The following is a 19883-nucleotide window of genomic DNA, read 5'->3' as shown; positions in this document are numbered from 1 at the left end:
CGAGGGATTCTGGGGAATCATTAAATCCGAAATGTACTATCTGCAAACGTTCAAGGACGAGAAATCCCTTCGCTCGGCCATTGAGAAATACATCCATTTCTACAACTACGAGCGTTTTCAGGAGCGCTTTGAAACCCGCACTCCGATGGAAGTCCGCACGGAGGCATTAAACTCCGATACTCCTGCACTGTATCCCATTCCTGAAAATAAGCGTATTCAAAAATACAAAGAAAAGTTCGCTGCATAAACAAGCTCACCGTTCCCGAAAAAGGAAACGGCGAGCATAACCGCACTATATTTTATTTATTTCTCCGGTCTACCTTGACTGGGGCGGATCAGATCAATATCCTGGCTTTTTATGCTTTGAGAGAGAAAAGTCTCTGTACAGAAATCTGCTCTTGTTCATGCCCCACATAATCTAAATATAGATGTCGGAAAATGAAGTTTTTCGATAGTCCCGGAGATGCAGAGGCGGCATCTCCTTTTTTGTGCACTTATGCAAAATGAAGTTGATGCATTAATCATGAAATTGGATGTAATGCACATGGTATTAAAAAATCATAGCAGATAATTGAAAGATTTATCCGGGCAGGGACATATATAATAGTAAACATCATGGTGGAGGACGTGCCGCCGGAGGAATCTTTGTGGAAAGAAGGGGAGCGGAATGAAAGCGATTTTGCTGCTGTTTGATTCCCTGAACCGACACTGCTTGGAGCCGTATGGATGTGATTGGACAAAAACGCCAAATTTTCGCCGATTGGCAGAACATACGGTGCAGTTTGAAAAGTGTTATGCAGGTTCGCTTCCCTGTATGCCGGCACGCAGGGAGCTGCATACCGGTCGATATAATTTTTTACATCGAAGCTGGGGTCCGATCGAGCCATTTGATGATTCCATGCCGGAGCAATTAAAAAAGCATGGGGTTTATACCCATCTTATTTCAGATCATCAGCATTACTGGGAAGATGGGGGCGCTACCTATCATACACGGTACAGCAGCTGGGAATGTGTTCGAGGGCAGGAGGGAGATCCGTGGAAAGCGCAGGTGCGCGAAGAAACCCTGCCGGCGCATTGGGGGCAGGCCAGTCATCAGGATGAGGTAAACCGACGCTGCTTGGCGGCGCAAGGAGCATCGCCATTGGAGCAGGTTTTTTCCCGAGCGCAGGAATTTTTAGAAGCGAATCATCAGGCAGATCGTTGGTTTCTGCAAATAGAGCCATTTGATCCGCATGAGCCGTTTGTGGCTGATGCAGCATATCAGGCGCTGTATGCGGATGATTATGAGGGATCGCGATTTGATTGGCCCCCATATGACCATGTGACCGAGCCGTTGGGTGCAGTATCGCATTGCCGGCATCAGTATGGTGCATTGCTTTCCCAATGTGATGCCTATTTGGGGCGGCTGCTGGATATGATGGATCGGTATGAACTGTGGAGCGACACCATGCTGATTGTGGCAACAGATCACGGATTCCTGTTAGGGGAGCATGGTTGGTGGGCGAAAAACCGCCCGCCGTTTTATGAAGAATTGTCCCACACACCATTATTTATCTGGGATCCGCGTGAAAAGCAACAGGCGGTGCAGCGAGAAGCACTGGTGCAAACAATCGACTTGGCACCAACGCTTTTATCCTATTTTGATGTTCCTTGTCCGGCGGATATGCAGGGGCACGACCTGCATCCCGTGTTGCAGCGAGATACCGCTGTACGGCAGGCAGCTTTGTTCGGTATGTTTGGTGCACATATCTGCGTCACCGATGGACGGTATGTGTATATGAGGGCGGATCGGCCAGATACACCGCTGTATGATTACACGCTGCTGCCACTGCATCAAAGAGCACGATATGCACCGGAAGAGTTGCAGAATATGACATTGGAGGCACCGTTCTCGTTTACAAAAGGCTGTCGTGTGCTGAGGATTGCTATGCCGAAAAACTTTTATCTGTGTATGTCCGTTGCGGAAGGGGAAAATAGTGATCTGCTGTTTGACCTTTACCTTGATCCTGCACAGGAGCATGGATTGCGGGATGCCAAGCAGGAGCAAAGAATGATTGCGCTGATGGTGCAGCTGATGCAGGAAAATGATGCACCGCCAGAGCAATACGAAAGAGTCGGGCTGCAACAACCGACAGAATGCAAGGGGAGGAAAAAAGAATGAAAGCATTGTTTATTTTATGTGACACGTTAAATCGCCGTATGCTGTCAGCCTACGGAGGTGATGATGTGGCGTTGACCCCTAATATGGATCGCTTAGCGCGGCGCTCTGTGGTGTTTGACAATCACTGGTGCGGATCAGCGCCCTGTATGCCGGCACGCCGTGATATTATGACCGGTCGCTTGAACTTTTTAGAAAAGCCGTGGGGTGCGATGGAGCCGTTTGATCAGCCGCTGCAATCCATACTGTCGGAAGAAAAGAATGTTCATACGCATATGTTTGCAGATCATGCACATTACGTGATTACAGGCGGCGAAAATTATGTAAAAGGATTTACTGCGTGGGAGGTAAACCGCGGGCAGGAATGCGACCCGATATGGACGCGCGCCTGCAAGGACGGTATCCGTCCGGATACGCCGCCGGCGGGCTATAAGGGAAGCTGGACAGAGGCAGAACGAGAGAACCGTACTCATTTCCGCACGGAGTATGACTATCCCAGCGTAAAAACTATGTGGCATGCGGCAGAATGGCTGGAGGAAAACCATGACGAGGACAATTTCTTCCTGTGGGTAGAGGCGTTTGACCCGCATGAGCCGTTTGACTGCCCCAAATATTATTTGGATTGGTATGAAAAAGAGGGGGATTACGACGGCCCGGACTTTACCCATCCTTCGTATGGGCCGAACGAGTTTACCCCGGAGGAAACAGCGCATTTACGGCGGCGTTGCAAGGCATTGATGACGATGACTGACCGCCATTTGGGTGAAATTCTGGATGTGATGGATAAGTATCATATGTGGGATGATACGATGGTTGTTTTGACAACAGACCATGGCTATCATTTAGGAGAGCATGGCTATATGGCGAAAAACTATATGGCGCCGTATAATGAGGTGTTCCATATTCCGATGATGGCTGCTGTGCCGGGCATTGCACCGGGTCGGTGCAATGCCGTGACCCAGAATATTGATGTATTACCAACATTGATGGAGTATTTCGGTATTCAGGAAGATGTGCTGCAATATCCCATCCATGGCAAAAATCTGATGCCGCTGCTGCGTGGCGAGGCGAACCAGGTGCGTGATGGGGCATTGTATGGCTATTTTGGAAAACAAGTGGCATGGACGGATGGGAAATATACCTATATTCATGCGGCGAAGGATGAAGCCAATCAGCCACTGTATGTGTATACGGCAATGCCGACTGTGCTGCGCCAAGTATATGGTGGGAATGATGCACTGCGCACCGAGGATTACGGAAAAATTGAAATGGGACGTTTTCTGCCATGGACAGAGTATCCGGTCTATCGTTTTCCGGCGGATATTATCCATTGGGGGAATGCATCACAGGAATTTGTTGGCAGATCCTCTTATAATGCAGAAACACTTTTGTTTGATATTGAAACAGACTACGCACAGGAGCATCCGATAGATGATTCCGCGCTGCTCGCGCAATGCCGTGCAAAGCTAAGAGAATGTATGCAGGTATGTCATGCACCAGAAGAGCAGTTTGAGCGGCTAGGGCTTTGAAAGTGCGTTATAGGCGGCGTAATGATTGTCCTTGCAGGGGAATATAAGGACGTGAGAAACTATCTAAAACTTCGCATATGGAAATTTTTCACCATGCAGGTATAAAAAGTCAGGCGCATGTCCTGACTTTTATGCTTTTGTGAGCAAGTGCTGCTCTATGTGCGCTGCTGTGCGTATTGCTGGTGCGCATCGGCAGGCTGATGTCCTTGTATGGAAATATAAGGGCGTGCATTTTAATTTTAAATCGTTTATGATGACAGAGTGTCATTTGTAACACAAAGGGAGGACGCACTTTGAAGCATAGACGTATTCGACACAGGCAGAGAAAAAACATGTCCCACGCACTGATTGCAACCAGTGTGTTCTGTATTTTGGTTTCTGCAACCATTGCCATTTTGGCCATGGCGTATTTCACATTCCATATGGTATTAGAGGAAAAAGGTGCAGCGCGGATTGATGTATTGCAGCAGATCAGCGACAGCAATGCAGTCAATCGCATGAATATGGTGAATGTGATGCATATGGTGCATGAGGATTTTTCACCGCTGCTATTGGAGGAGTCGAATGAGCAAATCGATCGGCAGATTTGGGAAAAATTACAGGAAACGACTGCACTGCTGCATCATATTGGCATGGATTTGACGGTTGATATTGTGATGAATGACCAACGGGTGTTTACAACCGATGAGGATGAGAGCAACCTTAAAAATCTGATTAACAGCTATTGGTACATTAGGCATTACAGCGGAGAAACCGATACCAGTTGGAATCTGCGTTTTGGCAACGCCAATGATATTTCCAGCTATGGGTTATCATACGGGCAAACCATCTATAATGCCGAGGGAAAATCAATTGGAGTAGTGGTGATCACATCCGCCTATGAAGCGCTGTTTCGTTCGTTTCAGAAACTCATCAGTGATGGCGGTACCGTGTACATTTTAGACCGTAATGGAATTATTATCTGCCACAGCAATCCGCAGCGTGTGGGAAATTGGATGACAAATATGGAAGTGTTCGCAGAAGAACATGGTCGTAACGCTTACCGTATCATGCAGAAGGGACATGCCAGCACCATGCTGACCAACTATTGGGATCCGGACAGTGGATGGACATTCGTAGAGGAACAGAATATCAATTCACTGTTATGGGATGGATTGATCATGGTGCGAAACTGTTTGATTTGCGTGCTGGCGGGATGCCTGTTAGCGGGATGGCTGGCCTATGTGCGGATGAAGCGGGTAACCGATGTGTTGGCGGATTTTACAAATCGAATCAGCGATATGCCGGCCGATTGTATTAAAATGCTGCCGGTTCGCAGCGAGTACGAGGAGACGTTTGTGCTTAGCCGGGCGTTTAATGGAATGGTTCGCCGGATCCGGGAGCTGATTGCAGATGTGCAGGTGCGGGAGCAGGAAAAGCAGCGCACAGAGTACGATTTTTTGCAGGCGCAGATCAACCCACACTTTTTGAACAATACCTTGCTGGCGGTTAAGGGATTGATTGCGATGGGAGAAGCGGAACGCGCCAGCCGGATGATGAACGAACTGGTGGAGCTACTGCATATTCCGGCAACGCCGGAAATTCAGTTTGTCACGCTGCGTGAAGAGCTGCATTTGGTGCGCAACTATATCTCCATTATGAACTGCCGTACAGAGAAGGGTGTATCATTTGTGTGCGGAATTCCGGAACGGATGATGAAGCTTTATGTTCCGCGAATGATTTTGCAGCCTATTGTTGGTAATGCCTTTTTCCATGGCTTTGCTGAAAAGGATGCAGGATGTGAAATTCGGATGCGGGCAGGCTACCGCGGCAACGCGTTGTATGTAGAGGTGACAGATAACGGGGAAGGTATCACACCGGAGCGCCAGCGGGAGATTGCAAGAGGCAATTATCGATCCGAACGCTTTCATCATGGAATTGGGCTGAAAAACGTGCAAAAGCGGCTTCAGATTATTTATGGCGGATCATCTGGTGTGCGGATTGAAAGCGAATTGGGGAAATTTACTACGGTTGTTGTGACAATGGATCATTATCAAGCGTTCCAAGTGCATCGGAAAGCATGTGAAGAAGCGGTAAAGGAGCAAAAAGATGAAAATTATGGTAGTCGATGATGAGCCGCTGATCAGCCAGTATATTGTGCAGTGTATTCGTGGGGCGGATGCCAATGCAGAGATTGTCGGTGCAGTCAATTCCGGTATGAAAGCCCTGCATCAAATGGAAGAAACGCCAGCAGATCTAGTATTCGCTGATATTACCATGCCCAAAATGGATGGCTTGCAGCTGTTGAAAGAGATCAAGAGGAAATATCCTGCCGTAGATGTAATCATGCTGACGTGTCACGATGATTTTGAATATGCGCGAACTGCTATTCAAAATCAGGCAAGCGACTATATTTTGAAAAGTGAAGTCAGTGCGGATCGGCTGCGCGTGGTATTAGATACAGTGAAGCAGGCGCGTCAGCAGCGCATTGCCACCGGCACGGTGCAGCAGATCAGCCGTAACCATTACCTGCGTCATCTGGTGGAGCAGGATGATCATATTTGCCCGATTCGAGAGTGTGACCTGCGTGATAATCATATTTATTTGCGTAATGATGCCTTTATAGTGATGCTGTTTGAGAATAATGAGCATAATATGACGTGGATGCAGGCGCATGTTGCGGAATATTTTGAAAATCCGTTATTTTATGCGTATAGCAATCAGGAGATGTTCATGTTAGCAAATTTGCGAAAGGAGAGCGGAGGAAGACAAGCGGATACCGCGCAGGAAGCGATGCCGCTGATTGCGATGCAGGGCATTGTAGGGTGTAGCAGGATCCACCATCGCATAGAGCGTCTGCAAACGGCTTGCTGCGAGGCGATGCTGGACAGCAACATCCGCTTTTACCAAGCGCCGCAAGAGGGGTTTAAGGTGGAAGCTGGCGTGGAACGTGTGGAAACAAGCATTATGCGTGCTACCGTGCGCTTGGAAGAGCAGGCCATCAAAGAAGGCTGCAAAGAGGTGGAACGGTTATTGGAGCAAGCAAAGCAGCATCACGTTCATGTTTATTTTTTGAAAGAAGCCTTGCAGCAGTTATTTGTCGGTATTCGAAGGAAAATGGGAATTGATTTGTGCGAGACTGAGCGGATAATTGGGGATAGCTGCACCTTTACAGCGCTGTGCACAGCGGTGCAGGAGGGGCTGGATCAAGTGCGGGGAAAGGGGAGATTGTATTCGGACGCCATTCGCAAGGCAATGGATTATATGGATACGCACTATGCGGAGGATATCTCACTGAATACCGTGGCAGATGTGGTGTATTTGAACCGGGATTACTTATCGCGGCAGTTTAAGCGCGAGGTAGGAATCAATTTCTCGGAATACTTGATGAGTTTGCGAATGAAGCGGGCAAAGCAGCTCTTGGAAACGACCGGTATGCGAATTTCTGACATCGCTTTGCAGGTAGGAATTACGAATATGAGCTATTTTTCCACAGTATTTCATAAATCATTCGGACATACGCCAAATGAAGTGCGAAAAATGCGAAAAGATCAATGATGTCATAAATGTGAAAAAACCAAGTCGAAAAACGAAAGACTTTGTGCAGTATTTTAGATAAACTGGATACAAACAAAGGGAGGAATGAAACATGAAAAAAGGATCTAAGAGAGTTCTTGCAATGCTTCTTGCTGCCGGATTGGCTACCAGCTTAACAGCTTGTGGAGGCGACGCATCGTCGTCGGGCGGAAAAAATGGTGATGCGTCTGACGCGCAGGGGAGTGACGGCACCTTTACCGCTTCCGGAGAAACGCTAAATGTAGGGGTGCAGTCCAACATCATTTCGATCCCTACTGTATATGCAGAAGAGAAAGGCTATTTTGACGAACTCGGACTGGATGTAAATTTGATCATGTTCCCCAATGGCTCACCGGAAAATGAGGGGCTTGCTGCGGAACAGCTAGATGTCGCTTCGAACGGTCTGGCGTCGGTTTATTCCACGGCTTCTGGTTTATGTGATTGGATTGCAGAGTCGGATAGTGGTTCGATTACCGCAAAAATTTATGTACGTCCGGATAGCCCGGTGCTAAAGAAAAAGGGCGAAATTGATGGCAAGCCGGAGATGTATGGCAGTACAGATACCTTAAAGGGACTGACGGTGCTTGGCCCGACTTCGACAATGGAACAGTGGATCGCAGCGTCCTATTTCTCGCAGTTTGGCCTGACTGCCGGCACGGATTATGAGTATTTGAATATGGATCGCGCCGCTGCAGCACAGGCAATGCTGACAGGTGAAGGCGATGTGTTTGTTGCAACAGATGTAGATTACTGTAACATGATGGAGAAAAACAAAATGGTTGCAGTAGCGGATTGCATGGAAGCAACGAATACAGAATTCAAAAATGGTTTCCTTGCTCGCAAGGACATTCTGGAAGACCGCTATGGTGATGTGGTGCTCTTCTTGAAGGGAATGTATAAGGCGGCAGAAGAGCTGCAGGCAGATCCCAATCTGCGCAATGAGTTTGCACTTCAGTTTTATGCGGAAAACGGCAAGCCCGCAGATGAGGCAGATGTAAAGATGGAAACGGAGATTCGTCCGTTTGTCGTTCCGGCGGATTATGAGACGGCGGAGTACCAGCTGGGTTCCGGCTTGCTGCAGGTAGGCAATTTCTTTGCATCCATTGGTACGATCGAGGAGGATCAAGTACAGTTTATTGAGGAGGCCATTAATGTGCAGCCTCTGCAGGATGCGCTTGGCATTACTGTAAAGGGCGCAACGCTTTCCTAAAAGCAGCTACGGGGGCCCATGCTCCATGGGCTCCCTTTTTATACCCAAATTTCGAAAAGTGAGCATATTTTCCCATGTATTAGTAAGGAGAGGGGCAAATGAAAGACAAAAAGAAAGTTCGGATTAACAAGTACTTATTCCTTAGCGTGTTTTCTATTTGTGTGGGTATTTTTATATGGTGGCTGGTAACAGATGGACTTGGGATTTTTCGCTCCAATGCACTGCCATCTCCCGTAAAAGTCGCAGAGTCATTTGTGAAAAAATGGTATGAGACAAAGCCGGATGGCGCAACGCTGCTGCAGCATCTGGGTGCAAGTCTGCAAGTGGCGCTGGGCGGCTATGTGATCGGCGCGGTGGTTGGTATACCGCTTGGTATATTTATGGCGTGGAATGATAAGGTGGATATGTGTGTTCGACCGGTATTTGATCTGGTGCGTACAATTCCGGGCATTGCATGGACCTCGGTTATGGTTACGCTGGTGGGTATCGGTTTCATGTCCAAGGCGTTGGTCATCTTCATTTCGGCAATGGTTGCTATGGTAATCAACAGCTATTCCGGTATTAAGCAGACCAAGACAGTGCATTTGTGGGTCGGTCAAACATTTGGGGCAAGTAATTGGGAGTTATTAACGAAAGTGGCAATCCCATCGGCACTGCCCATGATTTTTACTGGTCTGGATGTAGCGTTGGGTTCGGCGTGGACAACGTTGGTGGCAGCTGAGCTGCTGGCGTCTACAAAGGGTCTTGGCTTTATGATTCAGCAGGCACGGGGTATTTTCCGTTTGGATATTGTAATTGTAGGTATGATCGTTATTGCGGTTACGGGTGCCATTCTATCCAGTGTTATTCAGTTTATTGGACGCAAATTGATTAAGGGAGGCAGAAGCTGATGGGTGAAAAACAGAAACGTGTCTTTTTCGGTGCGATCGGTATTTTCGTCTTCCTGTGCATTTGGTATGTGGCTACCGCGTTGACTGCCCTTGGCACTGTAATGCCGGATCCGATTACGGTGTTTACCGGTTTCTTTACAGCGTTTGTGGAGCCGATTGGCACGCATTCCATGACGATGCATATTTTAATCAGTCTGCGCCGCATGTTGGTTCCTTATATTGCCGGTGGTGTGCTGGGCGTTTTGGTCGGTATTCTGATGGGATGGTATCGTGTTGCAGATGCGATTTTGATGCCTTATATACAGATGATTCGACCGATTCCGCCAATTGCATGGATTCCCTTGTCCATCGTGTGGTTTGGCTTTAGCGAAGGTTCGAAGTATTTTCTGATCTTTTTGGCGTGCTTTTTCACGATTGCGCTAACAACCTACAATGGTGTGCATTCGGTGGATGAAACACTGGTGCGTGCGGCACGGATGTTAGGTGCCAAGGATAACCAGCTGTTTACTTCGATTGTCCTACCGACGACAGTTCCGTATATTTTCTCCGGCTTGCAGGTGGCGCTTGGTTCTGCGTGGGCAACAATCGTTGCAGCAGAAATGATCCGTTCGTCTGAAGGAGTTGGCTGGCTGATCATTAGCGGTCAGGAGACGGGGGACATGACCCAGATTATGGTGGGCATCGTAGCGATTGCGCTGACCGGCCTGCTGATCACATCAATTATGAGGGGAGTGGAATCCAAGCTATGCGCATGGACAGTGAGAGGCAAGTAGTGCCCGAAGAGGCACTGATCGAATTCCGCGGTGTGGATAAATACTTTGACAAGCCGCAGGAGGGTCGGTATCAGGTTGTGGGAGATCTGAATATAAAAGTGCGTGAAAATGAATTTTTGGTATTGTTTGGGCCAGGTCAGTGCGGGAAAAGCACAATTTTGAATATGATTGCCGGGTTTGAGCTGCCGAGCAGTGGGGCTGTATTATGTCAGGGAAAGCCAGTGGAGGGCCCGGGACCGGATCGCGGTATGGTGTTCCAGAATACGGCGTTGTTTCCCTGGCTAACGGTAATGGGCAATGTAGAATACGGCCCGAAGGTGCGTGGTGTAAAAAAAGAGGAGCGTCGTAAAAGAGCACAGCATTATATTGATCTGGTTGGTTTACAGGGGTTTGAAAATTCTTTTCCGGTAAAGCTGTCTGGCGGTATGCAGCAGCGTGTCGGTATTGCACGGGCATATTGCAATGAACCGCTTGTGATGCTGCTGGATGAGCCGTTTGGACATTTGGATGCACAAACCCGTTATTTGATGCAGGATGAGTTGACGCGTATTTGGCAGGCAGAAAAGCGCACTGTTATTTTTGTTACCAATAATATTGAAGAAGCGGTTTATCTGGCTGACCGTATTTTGGTTTTGCGCAACTGCCCAACTGGTGTGAAGGCGGAGTATGAGATTAATTTGCCGCGGCCGCGCAACTACACCGATCCGGAATTCCTGCGGCTGCGCAGGGAGATCGATGCGGTTGTCGATCACACGCTGTAAGGGGGGACAAACATGGAAAACAAGCAGCCAAAAGTGAAGGTGCAGAATCTGACAAAAAAATTCGGGGATCTTCTGGTTTTGGATAACTTGAATTTTGAAGTAAAGGAAGGCGAGTTTCTGTGTATCGTTGGGCCGACGGGTTGCGGCAAAACCACCTTTTTGAACAGTTTGACTCGATTGTATGAGCCGACCGCAGGAGAAATCCTTGTAAACGGCATTCCAGTCGATCCGAAAAAACAAAATATTTCCTATATTTTTCAGGAATATTCCTCGTTTCCATGGTTGACAGTGGAACAGAATATCCGCTTTGGGCTGGAAATCAAAAAAACCCCGAAAGCAGAAGCAGATGCGAACGTAGAGGAAATGCTGGATGTTGTTGGCCTGACCAAATTCCGTAATTATTATCCAAGCCAATTATCAATCAGTATGCTCCAGCGCGTTGCGATTGCCCGTGCATTTGCAACCAAACCGGAATTGCTGCTGATGGATGAACCATATGGACAGTTGGATATTGATTTGCGCTTTAAGTTAGAAGATGAGCTGATTAAGCTATGGAAAAAGACAGGAACAACCGTGCTGTTCATCACACATAATATTGAGGAGGCCGTATATCTCAGCCAAAAAATTATGGTGCTGACTAATAAACCCACTTCGGTAAAAACGGTATTGGATAATCCGCTGCCGTTGCCGCGCGATGTGGTATCTGAGGAATTTGTGAAGCTGCGCAATAAGGTTACCGATCTGATTCGATGGTGGTAAGACGGCAATACAGCGTGCTATGCTTATTTTTTGACACTATCTCTCTCTTTTCTTTTCACTTTCCCTTGGAGCGGCAACGGCAGCTCCAAGGGAAAACTGATTTTAGGGTATGAATGATGAAAGGGGATCGTTTTATGCCGAAAAATATTTTACTCTTTATGACCGATCAGCAAAGGGCAGAATATACCGGATATGCAGCAAAAAGCAAGGCGGAAACGCCGAATATCGACTGGATCGCGCAGGGAGCATATTTTACTTGCTGCCAAACAACCAACCCGATTTGCTCCCCAGCACGAACTTCGCTGATTACAGGGCGGTATCCGCGGCAGATCGGCACGTTAACAATGTCCGGCGATCTTTCGCCCCAGATTCCAACTATGATGCAGGCGCTGCAAAAGGCGGGCTATCGCACTTATGGGATCGGAAAGTTTCACTATAACCAAACTTATCCGTGGTCTACTTCGCGCGGCTGCGGTATGGATCCTGTGGCGGGAGAAGAAGCAGAGCGCTCTTATGGCTACGATTTTATATGGGAGACGGCGGGGAAACAACAAATGGTAGCCAATTATTGCTTTTATTGCGATTATTTGGCCAAAAAGGGAATGTTGAATGCGGTTCGGGATTTCTTTCAGCTGTGCGGTGGTGCAAATGGCGATGTGCCCCACCATAACTATGATCAGGCGCAGCCCTGGCCGTTTGCGGAAGAGGATTATATTGATGTGGTAACCGGCCGGGTGGCATGTGAGCAGCTGCGGAAGCATCCACTGGAGTGGCCATTTTACATGAAAGTATCGTTCTGCGGACCGCATAAACCATACGATGCGCCGCAGCGGTATTTAGATATGATTCCCTTGGATCGGGATGATGATTTCATATTGCCGGAGGGACAGGTGATTTCGGAAGAGGATAAGGAGAGACTGTATCGGCAGCGGCGCGCGTCTAAGGCAATGATTCGCCTGATCGACGATCAAATCGGTCAGGTGCTTGCCGTGCTGCGGGAGCGTGGCATGCTGGAGGATACGTTGATTTTATTCACCTCCGATCATGGAGATATGTTAGGGGATCACTATCTGCTGCAAAAAGGCGTGCCGTGGCGGCAGGCGGTGCAGGTTCCGCTGGCAATCAGGCTGCCGGGCGCCACACCAATCGGTGAACATCGGTATCCGGTAGAGTTATCCGATTTGGCTGCGACCATATTGGACTATGCAGGTTTGGAGCCGCTATCGGCGTTGGGGCGCGCGTGGCCGGCATACAATGATGTGATTCCCAGCCGTTCCTTGCTGCCGGTGCTGCGGGGAGAACAGGAGAAATGTCGGGAATTTTGTTTTAGTGAAAGTGACTTTACAGAGGAGCGGATCAACGGCATACCCGTGACGGACAAGCCGTATTGGCGCGGGGCGGACGGTCGCCGCAGCAACGCGTGGCAGGCGATTATTACCGAGCAAAGCAAATATATCAAATATTTGGGATATGCGATAGAGGAGCGCCCGTATGAGGAGTTTTATGATCTGCGGGATGATCCGCAGGAAGCGATCAACCGAATCCATGATCCGGACTACCGGGAAGCGGTAGAACAGGCGCGAGGCCGGTTGGCCTATGTGATCGACCACCACCCGCCAGCACAGACCACATGGTGTACAGCCTGTGCAGCAGACCGGCACCTGATTTAGGTGCGCGGAAAAGAAATAGGGTGGGAATATGTATATCATTTGTTGCATTGTTGCCTTTTTAGCTTGTATTATTGGAAAAATATGCGGCATGGGGGGCGGCGTTATCATCAAGCCTGTTTTGGATGCAATGGGTTTGATGGAGGTATCGGCAATCAACTTTTTGTCTGGCTGCACAGTGATTGGCATGACCTGTTGGTCGGTTGGAAAATCAGTGCTCAAGCGGGAGTCGCAAATTGATCTGCGTGTTTCGACACCGCTGGCAATTGGCGCGGCTATAGGAGGGTTGATAGGGAAACAGCTGTTTTCCATGGTGGCGCGCTGCTTTGATGATGTCAATACTGCCGGTGGGGTGCAGGCGCTGCTGCTGCTGGCAGCGACACTGGCAACGCTTTTGTATACGGTCAATCGAAAAAGGCTACCGATGCTGCGGGTGCGCCAGCAGGGCGCATGTTTGCTGATTGGGTTGGCGCTGGGTACGCTGGGAACTTTTCTGGGAATTGGGGGCGGACCCTTTAATATGGCAGTGCTGTATTTTTTCTTTTCCATGTCAACAAAAGTGGCGGCGCAAAACAGTTTGTATGTTATTTTGATCAGCCAGAGTGCCGGCATTGCGGCAACTGCCTTGGGTGACGGACTGCCCGCTGTTTCGCCGCTGATTTTGGCGGGGATGGTGCTTTGCGGCATTATTGGTGGAGAAGTAGGGGGTAGGATCAACCGTCAGCTTGCAGAGCAGCAGGCAACCAGACTTTTGGAAGGTGCGATGCTATTAGTTATGGCGATATGCTGCTATAATATGTACGCTTTTTTTGGTACATAATGAATGACGATAGAACAGACTCGGAAAACCTTCGTTTTTCCAACAATCTATGTTTGTACTGCTCTCTCAAAGCATAAAAGGTCAGGCGTATGTCCTGACCTTTTGTGCAATTGCACTGCAAATTTTGTTTATGCGCGCTGCCGCGCGTATTGCTGATACCCATCGACAAAATGCTTTTTTGACAAGTTGGGAAAATTGTAGCGAACGCAATTTTCTATTGGATACGCGCTGTGGCACGGAATTTATTGATAGGCTCATACCCGGCGAATGCCGGGTCTTTTGACATTCGGACGGATAAGTTGGAATGGAGATACCCCAGTGGGAGACGATACCGTCAGAGCCGATCAAAATAAATTGCTTCACACCGGGAATAATGCTATAATAGTGAAACATGGAACAAGATTTCCGGAAATGAGGAACACTATGCAACAAGTGACCCGAAGAAAGCTGGGCACAGGGATCAATCTCACCTGTGTGACCACGCCGAAATTTAAGCGGGCAGTGCTGCGCGTGATGCTGCTGCTCCCACTGGGCGGGGCGGATGCCGCCTGCCGCGCCTGTCTGCCGCATGTACTGCGGCGCGGTACTGCGGCGCTGCCCGATCTGCGTGCGATCGGCGCCGCGCTGGATGAGCTGTATGGCGCACGGGTGGAGGCCGCAGTGCGCAAGGAGGGCGAAAACCTGTGCATCGGCTTTCTGGCGGACTGCATTGACGAGGCCTGTGCACCCGGCGCGGCCGGTACAACGGCTGGTGTGATCCGTCTGCTGGCAGACCTGCTGTATGCCCCCTGTCTGTCTGATGGCGTATTCCGTGCGGCAGACACCGCGGGTGAGCGTGAAAACCTGATCGACCGCATCGCAGGGCAGAAAAATGATCCGCGCGCCTGGGCAGCCCGCCGTCTGATCGAGCTGATGTGCGCGGAAGAACCTTACGGACAGGCGGCGCTCGGCACGGCGGAGCAGGCGGCGCGCATCACGGAGAACAAGCTGCACGCCGCGTATCAACGCGCGCTCGGTGAGGCACAAATCGAGCTGTTTTACTGCGGCACGCTCGCGCCGGATGTGGTAGAAGCCCTGTTTGCGGAAACGCCTTTGGTGCAGCCGCGCAGCGGTAAGCCCTATTTACCGCACACCGGCATCGCGGCGCAGCCGTCCGGTGCGCCGCGCGAGGTGATCGAAGAGGAAAATGTGACGCAGGGCAAGCTGTCGCTCGGGTTCCGCACGGGCGGAAGCTGCCTGACCGGCGGCGACCCTGCCGCTTACTGGCTGTTCCAGACCGCCTTTGGCGGCTCGACCGGCTCCAAGCTGTTTGTAAATGTGCGGGAAAAGCAGTCGCTCTGCTATTATGCGAGCGCACAGTTTGTTGCCTCTAAGGGCTTGATGATCGTCAATTCCGGCATTGAAAACCGGGATTTCGCCCGCGCGCGGGACGAGATCCTGCACCAGTTGGAAAGCTGCCGCAATGGCGGGATCACGGAGGCTGAGCTGGAGGGTGCGCGCAAATCGCTGGTGACGAGCTGGCGCGCGATGCTGGACGATCCGCTCGCGCTTGAGCGCTACTGGATGGGACAGGCGGCAGCCGGTACGCTGGTATCGCCGGAGGATCGTATCGCGCAGGTTGAGGCGGTCACATCGGAACAGGTGGCGGAAGCCGCCCGGCAGACCACGCTGGACACCGTGTATTTTTTGAAGGGGGCGGCGAAATGACCAAAACCTATTCCGCCCTGCATGAGCGGCTGCAAACCCGCACGCTTGAAAACGGGCTGCGGATCTGCTATCTGCCGAAGGAGGGCTTCAGCAAAACCTTTGCCGTTCTGGCAACCGATTTCGGCTCGGTGGATGCGTCGTTCACCTTCGAGGGACAGCGGTACGACACGCCGGCCGGTGTGGCGCATTTCCTCGAGCACAAGATGTTTGAAGATCAGGACGGCAACGCCCTGCAAAAGTTCACGCGGACGGGCGCAAGCCCGAACGCCTTTACCAGCCATACGATGACAGCGTATCATTTCTCCTGCACGGATCGATTTGCAGAAAATCTGGAAATTTTGCTCAAATTTGTGTTCACGCCGTATTTTACCGAGGAGAATGTCTCCAAGGAGCGCGGCATCATCGGGCAGGAGATCGGCATGATGGAGGATACCCCCGGCTGGCAGGCAATGGTCGGGCTGTACGCAGGATTGTACCGGGAGCATCCGGTGCGCGTTTCGATCGCAGGCAGCGTGGAGAGCATTGCGGAAATCACGCCGGAAACGCTGTACACCTGCCACCGCGCGTTTTACAGCCCGAAAAATATGGTGCTGGTCGTGTGCGGCACGGCGGATTTTGACGAGGTGTGCCGCATGGCGGCGCAGTTTTCCCCGCAGGACGCACCGGAGATCGGCGAGCGGCACTACGGCACGCGCCGCAGTACGGTATATCAGGCAGAGGTCAGCCGCGTGATGCCGGTATCGCAGCCGCAGTTTTTGCTCGGCGTTAAGGATACGCCGCTCGAACCGGGGGAAAGCCGCCTGCGCCGCGGGATGCTGGGCGAGCTGGCAGCGCGCATCCTGTGCGGCGACACCGCCCCGCTGTACACGGAATTATACGAAAAGCGTCTGATCGGCCGCGATTTCGATACGGATTACACGCTGTTCCCGCAGGGGGCGGCGGTGCTGATGGGCGGCGAGAGCCGTGATCCTGCTGCGGTGCGTGCCGCGGTCGAGGCGGAAATCGCCCGTCTGGCGGGCGAGGGGATCGACCCGGCGCTGTTCCGCCGCATGAAGAAGGCGCTGTACGGCATGTATCTGCGTGTGCTCGATGTGCCCGAGGCCTACGCCCGGCAGGAAGCTGCCGCGGTATTTGCCGGCGAGCATTATCCGGACTTTGCCGCCCTGTTTGATACGGTGGATGCAGCGGATGTGCAGGCGGTATTCGCGCGGTGGGCGCGGACGGACTGTTCGTGCCTGTCGGTCATCCGGCCGCAGTGACGCATTTTCAGATCAACAGTAAAGGAAATTTTGAAAGCATGGAACACCTGATTGCATTTCCGTCGATCGGGCTGGAGATGACTTTGAACCGGGTCGCGTTCAGCCTGTTCGGCAAGGATATTTATTGGTACGGCATCATCATCTGCGCCGGGTTTATTCTGGCGGCGCTGTATGTCAATGCGCGGGTACGGGAATTCGGCTTCACTTCGGATCATCTGGTGGACTGCCTGATTTTGTGTGTGCCGGTCGGCATTGTGTGCGCCCGCCTGTATTATGTGGCCTTTGAGTGGGAGTATTACAGCCAGAACCCTGCCGAGATCATTGCGATCTGGCACGGCGGCATTGCCATTTACGGTGCGGTGATCGGCGTAGTTGCGGCGCTGTTTGTATACAGCCGGGTCAAAAAGCTGTCTTTTGCCGGCCTGTGTGATTTGGCGGCGTTCGGTCTGCTGATCGGCCAGTGCATCGGCCGCTGGGGCAATTTTGTCAACGGCGAGGCGCACGGCGGCCCTACCGGCCTGCCGTGGGGCATGTCGATCGACGGCGCCGATCCGGTGCACCCCACCTTTTTCTATGAATCGCTTTGGAATCTGATTGGCTTTATTGCCCTGCATTTTTATGCCAAAAAGCGTAAATTCCCGGGTGAGATTGCGCTGCTGTATGTGGCGTGGTACGGCTTGGGCCGTGCATGGATCGAAGGCTTGCGGACGGACAGCCTGTACATCGGTTCGCTGCGGGTGTCGCAGGTGCTGGCAGCGGTGAGCTGTCTGGCAGCCATTGCCCTGCTGGTGCGGCAGTACCGCCGCATCCGTGTGCGCAAGGCGTTTTATCAGCCGTCCGAAGCGGAAAAAGCGGAGGAATAAGCAACAGGCGCGGGGATATCCTGCCCCGCCGAAACTGAAGGAGGAAAACAGATGAGTGCAGTCAGAATGGACGGCAAGGCGCTTTCCGCCAAGGTGCGCGGCAGCATTTTGGCGGAGACGGAGGAGCTGAAGCGTCGGGGCGTCACGCCCGGTCTTGCGGTCATCATCGTGGGCAATGATCCGGCAAGTGAGATTTACGTGCGCAATAAGGAAAAGGCGTGCGCGGAATGTGGGTTTTACAGCGAAAAATACGCGCTTCCGGCAGAAACCACGCAGGAGGAGCTGCTCGGCCTGATCGCACAGCTGAACGAAAGCCCGCAGATTTCGGGCATTTTGTGCCAGATGCCTGTGCCGAAGCATATTTCCGAGCAGGCGGTCATCGATGCGATCGACCCGAAAAAGGATGTGGACGCGTTCCATCCGGTTAACGTGGGCAAGATCATGACCGGGAACTTTGATTTTGTGCCCTGCACGCCTGCCGGTGTGAGGGAGCTGCTGGCGGAGTACGGGATCGATCCCAAGGGCAAGGAATGTGTGGTCGTCGGCCGGTCGAACATCGTTGGCAAGCCGATGAGTATGCTGCTGCTGCACAAGCACGGCACGGTGACCATCTGCCACAGCCGCACGGCAAATTTGGCGGAGGTCTGCCGCCGCGCGGATATTCTGGTAGCTGCGGTGGGCAAGGCGGGCTTTATCACGCCCGATATGGTAAAGGAAGGCGCAGTTGTGATCGACGTAGGCATCAACCGCAATGAGGCGGGCAAGGTCTGCGGCGATGTAGACCCCGCGGTGATGGAAAAGGCGTCGTTTATGACGCCCGTGCCCGGCGGTGCCGGCCCGATGACGATCACCATGCTGATGAAGAACACGCTCAAGGCGGCAAAGCTTCAAAACGGGCTTTGATCCGAACCGTAAACGGCGCCCATCAGGTCGAAAGCGAAGCGTATTCCGTAGAGAAAACCTTCGAGCGGGTCATTGGGGTCGTGCATAAACGGCCGGGCCTCGTTCCAGAACAGTTCTTCCAAAAATGTATTCATAAAATCACCTCTTGTATTCGATTTGAATACAGTATAACATGTATTTGAGTTAAATGCAATATGCAAAGGGAATATGGATGGATTATATTGACCGAATCAAACAGGCTCGTGAAGAAAAAGGGATTTCTCAGCGTCAGTTCAGCAAAATGCTGGGGTTGGCGGAGGTTACATACAGCCCGTATGAACGCCGTCAGCGCAAGATGGATGTGGATATGCTGATCCAAATTTGCAGGCTGCTGGAGCTGTCCGCGGATGAGATCCTTGGCCTGAAGGAATGAATAGAGAGGTTCCCTGCATAGGGGGAACCTCTTTTTTTATCGCGGAGGGGGTGTTTCTTTGCGGGATGCCCCCTTTGCGGGCGGTAGGGGAGGGTCGCCCGCTGCGGCGGGGCAGGGACGATGCCGCACGCGCGGCAGGCGCACAAGAGGAGGAAGTTCCCCCTCTTGTGAATCACCCCCTTTTTGCTTTGGACGGCGCACGCTTTGCTGCCGCAAAGTTCCCCTTATCGGGATCGCTGCGAAAATACGGGAGCCTTGCGGGAGGCCGGTTCGCGTAGTCGTCAGGGAGAGAAGAATTTCTTGGGTCGGTGCACCCGTTCTCCCTTTGGGGTGCGGAAAGGCAGGCTTTGTCCTGTTCGGCAAACGGGTGGAAGCTGTTTGGCGTTACCTGGCTTTACGCGCGCAGCGCGTCCTGAAGGAAGGGGAGGAGATTGACAAGAGGAGGGGGAACCATGGTTCCCCCTCCTCTTGCCCGCCCGCGCCGCGCAGGCGCACGCATCCCGCCCGCCGCAGCGGGCGAAGCACCTCCATGCACCGGGGGCGTGTGCGCTTTCTGTAAAGAGAAATACTGCCCGCGCCGCGCAGGCGCACGCATCCCGCCGCCCGCAGGCGGCGAA

At 51.6% G+C, this 19883-nt stretch carries 18 protein-coding genes; 17 read left to right on the top strand and 1 reads right to left on the bottom strand.

The window, feature by feature from the left end; all coding sequences use genetic code 11:
- From T363_RS0114070 to folD, 16 genes are all read left to right on the top strand, one after another.
- Positions 1-247: IS3 family transposase (locus T363_RS0114070; RefSeq protein WP_031477016.1), on the top strand; the 247-nt coding region annotated here is incomplete at its 5' end.
- 420 nt (positions 248-667) lie between these two features.
- On the top strand, positions 668-2161 hold the full coding sequence (locus T363_RS0114065; RefSeq protein WP_031477014.1) for a sulfatase: 1494 nt from the start codon (positions 668-670) through the stop codon (positions 2159-2161).
- Positions 2158-3687: a sulfatase gene (locus T363_RS0114060; protein WP_031477012.1), complete on the top strand. Its 1530-nt coding sequence runs from the start codon at positions 2158-2160 to the stop codon at positions 3685-3687. Before T363_RS0114065 ends, T363_RS0114060 begins: the two co-directional genes overlap by 4 nt.
- A 332-nt stretch (positions 3688-4019) precedes the next feature.
- Positions 4020-5798 (top strand): sensor histidine kinase, encoded by a 1779-nt coding sequence (locus T363_RS0114055; protein ID WP_031477010.1) that lies wholly within the window; start codon positions 4020-4022, stop codon positions 5796-5798.
- Positions 5776-7224: a response regulator gene (locus T363_RS0114050; RefSeq protein WP_031477008.1), complete on the top strand. Its 1449-nt coding sequence runs from the start codon at positions 5776-5778 to the stop codon at positions 7222-7224. Before T363_RS0114055 ends, T363_RS0114050 begins: the two co-directional genes overlap by 23 nt.
- Before the next feature lie 91 nt (positions 7225-7315).
- Positions 7316-8452, top strand: coding sequence for an ABC transporter substrate-binding protein (locus T363_RS0114045; RefSeq protein WP_154658829.1), 1137 nt, complete (start codon positions 7316-7318; stop codon positions 8450-8452).
- A gap of 98 nt (positions 8453-8550) precedes the next feature.
- Positions 8551-9342, top strand: a complete 792-nt coding sequence (locus tag T363_RS0114040) for an ABC transporter permease (RefSeq protein ID WP_031477004.1) — start codon at positions 8551-8553, stop codon at positions 9340-9342.
- Complete coding sequence (locus T363_RS0114035) at positions 9342-10115, top strand: ABC transporter permease (RefSeq protein ID WP_031477002.1); 774 nt, start codon at positions 9342-9344, stop codon at positions 10113-10115. The genes T363_RS0114040 and T363_RS0114035 overlap by 1 nt, the downstream gene beginning before the upstream one ends.
- Positions 10115-10876 (top strand): ABC transporter ATP-binding protein, encoded by a 762-nt coding sequence (locus tag T363_RS0114030; protein ID WP_456263908.1) that lies wholly within the window; start codon positions 10115-10117, stop codon positions 10874-10876. The genes T363_RS0114035 and T363_RS0114030 overlap by 1 nt, the downstream gene beginning before the upstream one ends.
- A gap of 12 nt (positions 10877-10888) precedes the next feature.
- Positions 10889-11635 (top strand): ABC transporter ATP-binding protein, encoded by a 747-nt coding sequence (locus T363_RS0114025; RefSeq protein ID WP_031476998.1) that lies wholly within the window; start codon positions 10889-10891, stop codon positions 11633-11635.
- A 134-nt stretch (positions 11636-11769) separates the two neighbouring features.
- The gene (locus tag T363_RS0114020; protein WP_031476996.1) at positions 11770-13305 is read left to right on the top strand and encodes a sulfatase family protein; all 1536 of its coding nucleotides are present in this window, start codon (positions 11770-11772) and stop codon (positions 13303-13305) included.
- A gap of 28 nt (positions 13306-13333) precedes the next feature.
- Positions 13334-14122: a sulfite exporter TauE/SafE family protein gene (locus T363_RS0114015; protein ID WP_031476994.1), complete on the top strand. Its 789-nt coding sequence runs from the start codon at positions 13334-13336 to the stop codon at positions 14120-14122.
- A gap of 423 nt (positions 14123-14545) precedes the next feature.
- Positions 14546-15829 (top strand): EF-P 5-aminopentanol modification-associated protein YfmF, encoded by a 1284-nt coding sequence (yfmF, locus tag T363_RS0114010; RefSeq protein WP_031476992.1) that lies wholly within the window; start codon positions 14546-14548, stop codon positions 15827-15829.
- Positions 15826-17088 (top strand): EF-P 5-aminopentanol modification-associated protein YfmH, encoded by a 1263-nt coding sequence (yfmH, locus tag T363_RS0114005; protein ID WP_031476990.1) that lies wholly within the window; start codon positions 15826-15828, stop codon positions 17086-17088. The genes yfmF and yfmH overlap by 4 nt, the downstream gene beginning before the upstream one ends.
- A 38-nt stretch (positions 17089-17126) precedes the next feature.
- Complete coding sequence (lgt, locus tag T363_RS0114000; RefSeq protein WP_034972548.1) at positions 17127-17951, top strand: prolipoprotein diacylglyceryl transferase; 825 nt, start codon at positions 17127-17129, stop codon at positions 17949-17951.
- 51 nt (positions 17952-18002) lie between these two features.
- Positions 18003-18854, top strand: coding sequence for a bifunctional methylenetetrahydrofolate dehydrogenase/methenyltetrahydrofolate cyclohydrolase FolD (gene folD, locus T363_RS0113995; RefSeq protein WP_031476986.1), 852 nt, complete (start codon positions 18003-18005; stop codon positions 18852-18854).
- Here the strand turns inward: folD and T363_RS16200 are convergent.
- Positions 18839-18988 (bottom strand): hypothetical protein, encoded by a 150-nt coding sequence (locus tag T363_RS16200; protein ID WP_154658828.1) that lies wholly within the window; start codon positions 18986-18988, stop codon positions 18839-18841. The genes folD and T363_RS16200 overlap by 16 nt on opposite strands.
- 77 nt (positions 18989-19065) lie before the next feature.
- Here T363_RS16200 and T363_RS0113985 point away from each other — a divergent pair, with 77 nt between their 5' ends.
- Positions 19066-19266, top strand: coding sequence for a helix-turn-helix domain-containing protein (locus T363_RS0113985; protein ID WP_031476984.1), 201 nt, complete (start codon positions 19066-19068; stop codon positions 19264-19266).
- The last annotated feature ends 617 nt before the right edge of the window (positions 19267-19883 follow it).

This window comes from Agathobaculum desmolans ATCC 43058, from assembly GCF_000701665.1.
Classification (GTDB): Bacteria; Bacillota; Clostridia; order Oscillospirales; family Butyricicoccaceae; genus Agathobaculum; species Agathobaculum desmolans.
Note: the sequence above shows the minus strand (reverse complement) of the source record. Positions and strands in the feature narration are given on the sequence as shown.

What these genes read in the sequence shown, in the direction of transcription:
- T363_RS0114065 (WP_031477014.1), top strand. Translation starts at nt 668, where the DNA reads ATGAAAGCGATTTTGCTGCTGTTTGATTCCCTGAACCGACACTGCTTG.
- T363_RS0114060 (WP_031477012.1), top strand. Translation starts at nt 2,158, where the DNA reads ATGAAAGCATTGTTTATTTTATGTGACACGTTAAATCGCCGTATGCTG.
- T363_RS0114055 (WP_031477010.1), top strand. Translation starts at nt 4,020, where the DNA reads ATGTCCCACGCACTGATTGCAACCAGTGTGTTCTGTATTTTGGTTTCT.
- T363_RS0114050 (WP_031477008.1), top strand. Translation starts at nt 5,776, where the DNA reads ATGAAAATTATGGTAGTCGATGATGAGCCGCTGATCAGCCAGTATATT.
- T363_RS0114045 (WP_154658829.1), top strand. Translation starts at nt 7,316, where the DNA reads ATGAAAAAAGGATCTAAGAGAGTTCTTGCAATGCTTCTTGCTGCCGGA.
- T363_RS0114040 (WP_031477004.1), top strand. Translation starts at nt 8,551, where the DNA reads ATGAAAGACAAAAAGAAAGTTCGGATTAACAAGTACTTATTCCTTAGC.
- T363_RS0114035 (WP_031477002.1), top strand. Translation starts at nt 9,342, where the DNA reads ATGGGTGAAAAACAGAAACGTGTCTTTTTCGGTGCGATCGGTATTTTC.
- T363_RS0114025 (WP_031476998.1), top strand. Translation starts at nt 10,889, where the DNA reads ATGGAAAACAAGCAGCCAAAAGTGAAGGTGCAGAATCTGACAAAAAAA.
- T363_RS0114020 (WP_031476996.1), top strand. Translation starts at nt 11,770, where the DNA reads ATGCCGAAAAATATTTTACTCTTTATGACCGATCAGCAAAGGGCAGAA.
- T363_RS0114015 (WP_031476994.1), top strand. Translation starts at nt 13,334, where the DNA reads ATGTATATCATTTGTTGCATTGTTGCCTTTTTAGCTTGTATTATTGGA.
- yfmF (WP_031476992.1), top strand. Translation starts at nt 14,546, where the DNA reads ATGCAACAAGTGACCCGAAGAAAGCTGGGCACAGGGATCAATCTCACC.
- yfmH (WP_031476990.1), top strand. Translation starts at nt 15,826, where the DNA reads ATGACCAAAACCTATTCCGCCCTGCATGAGCGGCTGCAAACCCGCACG.
- lgt (WP_034972548.1), top strand. Translation starts at nt 17,127, where the DNA reads ATGGAACACCTGATTGCATTTCCGTCGATCGGGCTGGAGATGACTTTG.
- folD (WP_031476986.1), top strand. Translation starts at nt 18,003, where the DNA reads ATGAGTGCAGTCAGAATGGACGGCAAGGCGCTTTCCGCCAAGGTGCGC.
- T363_RS16200 (WP_154658828.1), bottom strand. Translation starts at nt 18,988, where the DNA reads ATGAATACATTTTTGGAAGAACTGTTCTGGAACGAGGCCCGGCCGTTT.
- T363_RS0113985 (WP_031476984.1), top strand. Translation starts at nt 19,066, where the DNA reads ATGGATTATATTGACCGAATCAAACAGGCTCGTGAAGAAAAAGGGATT.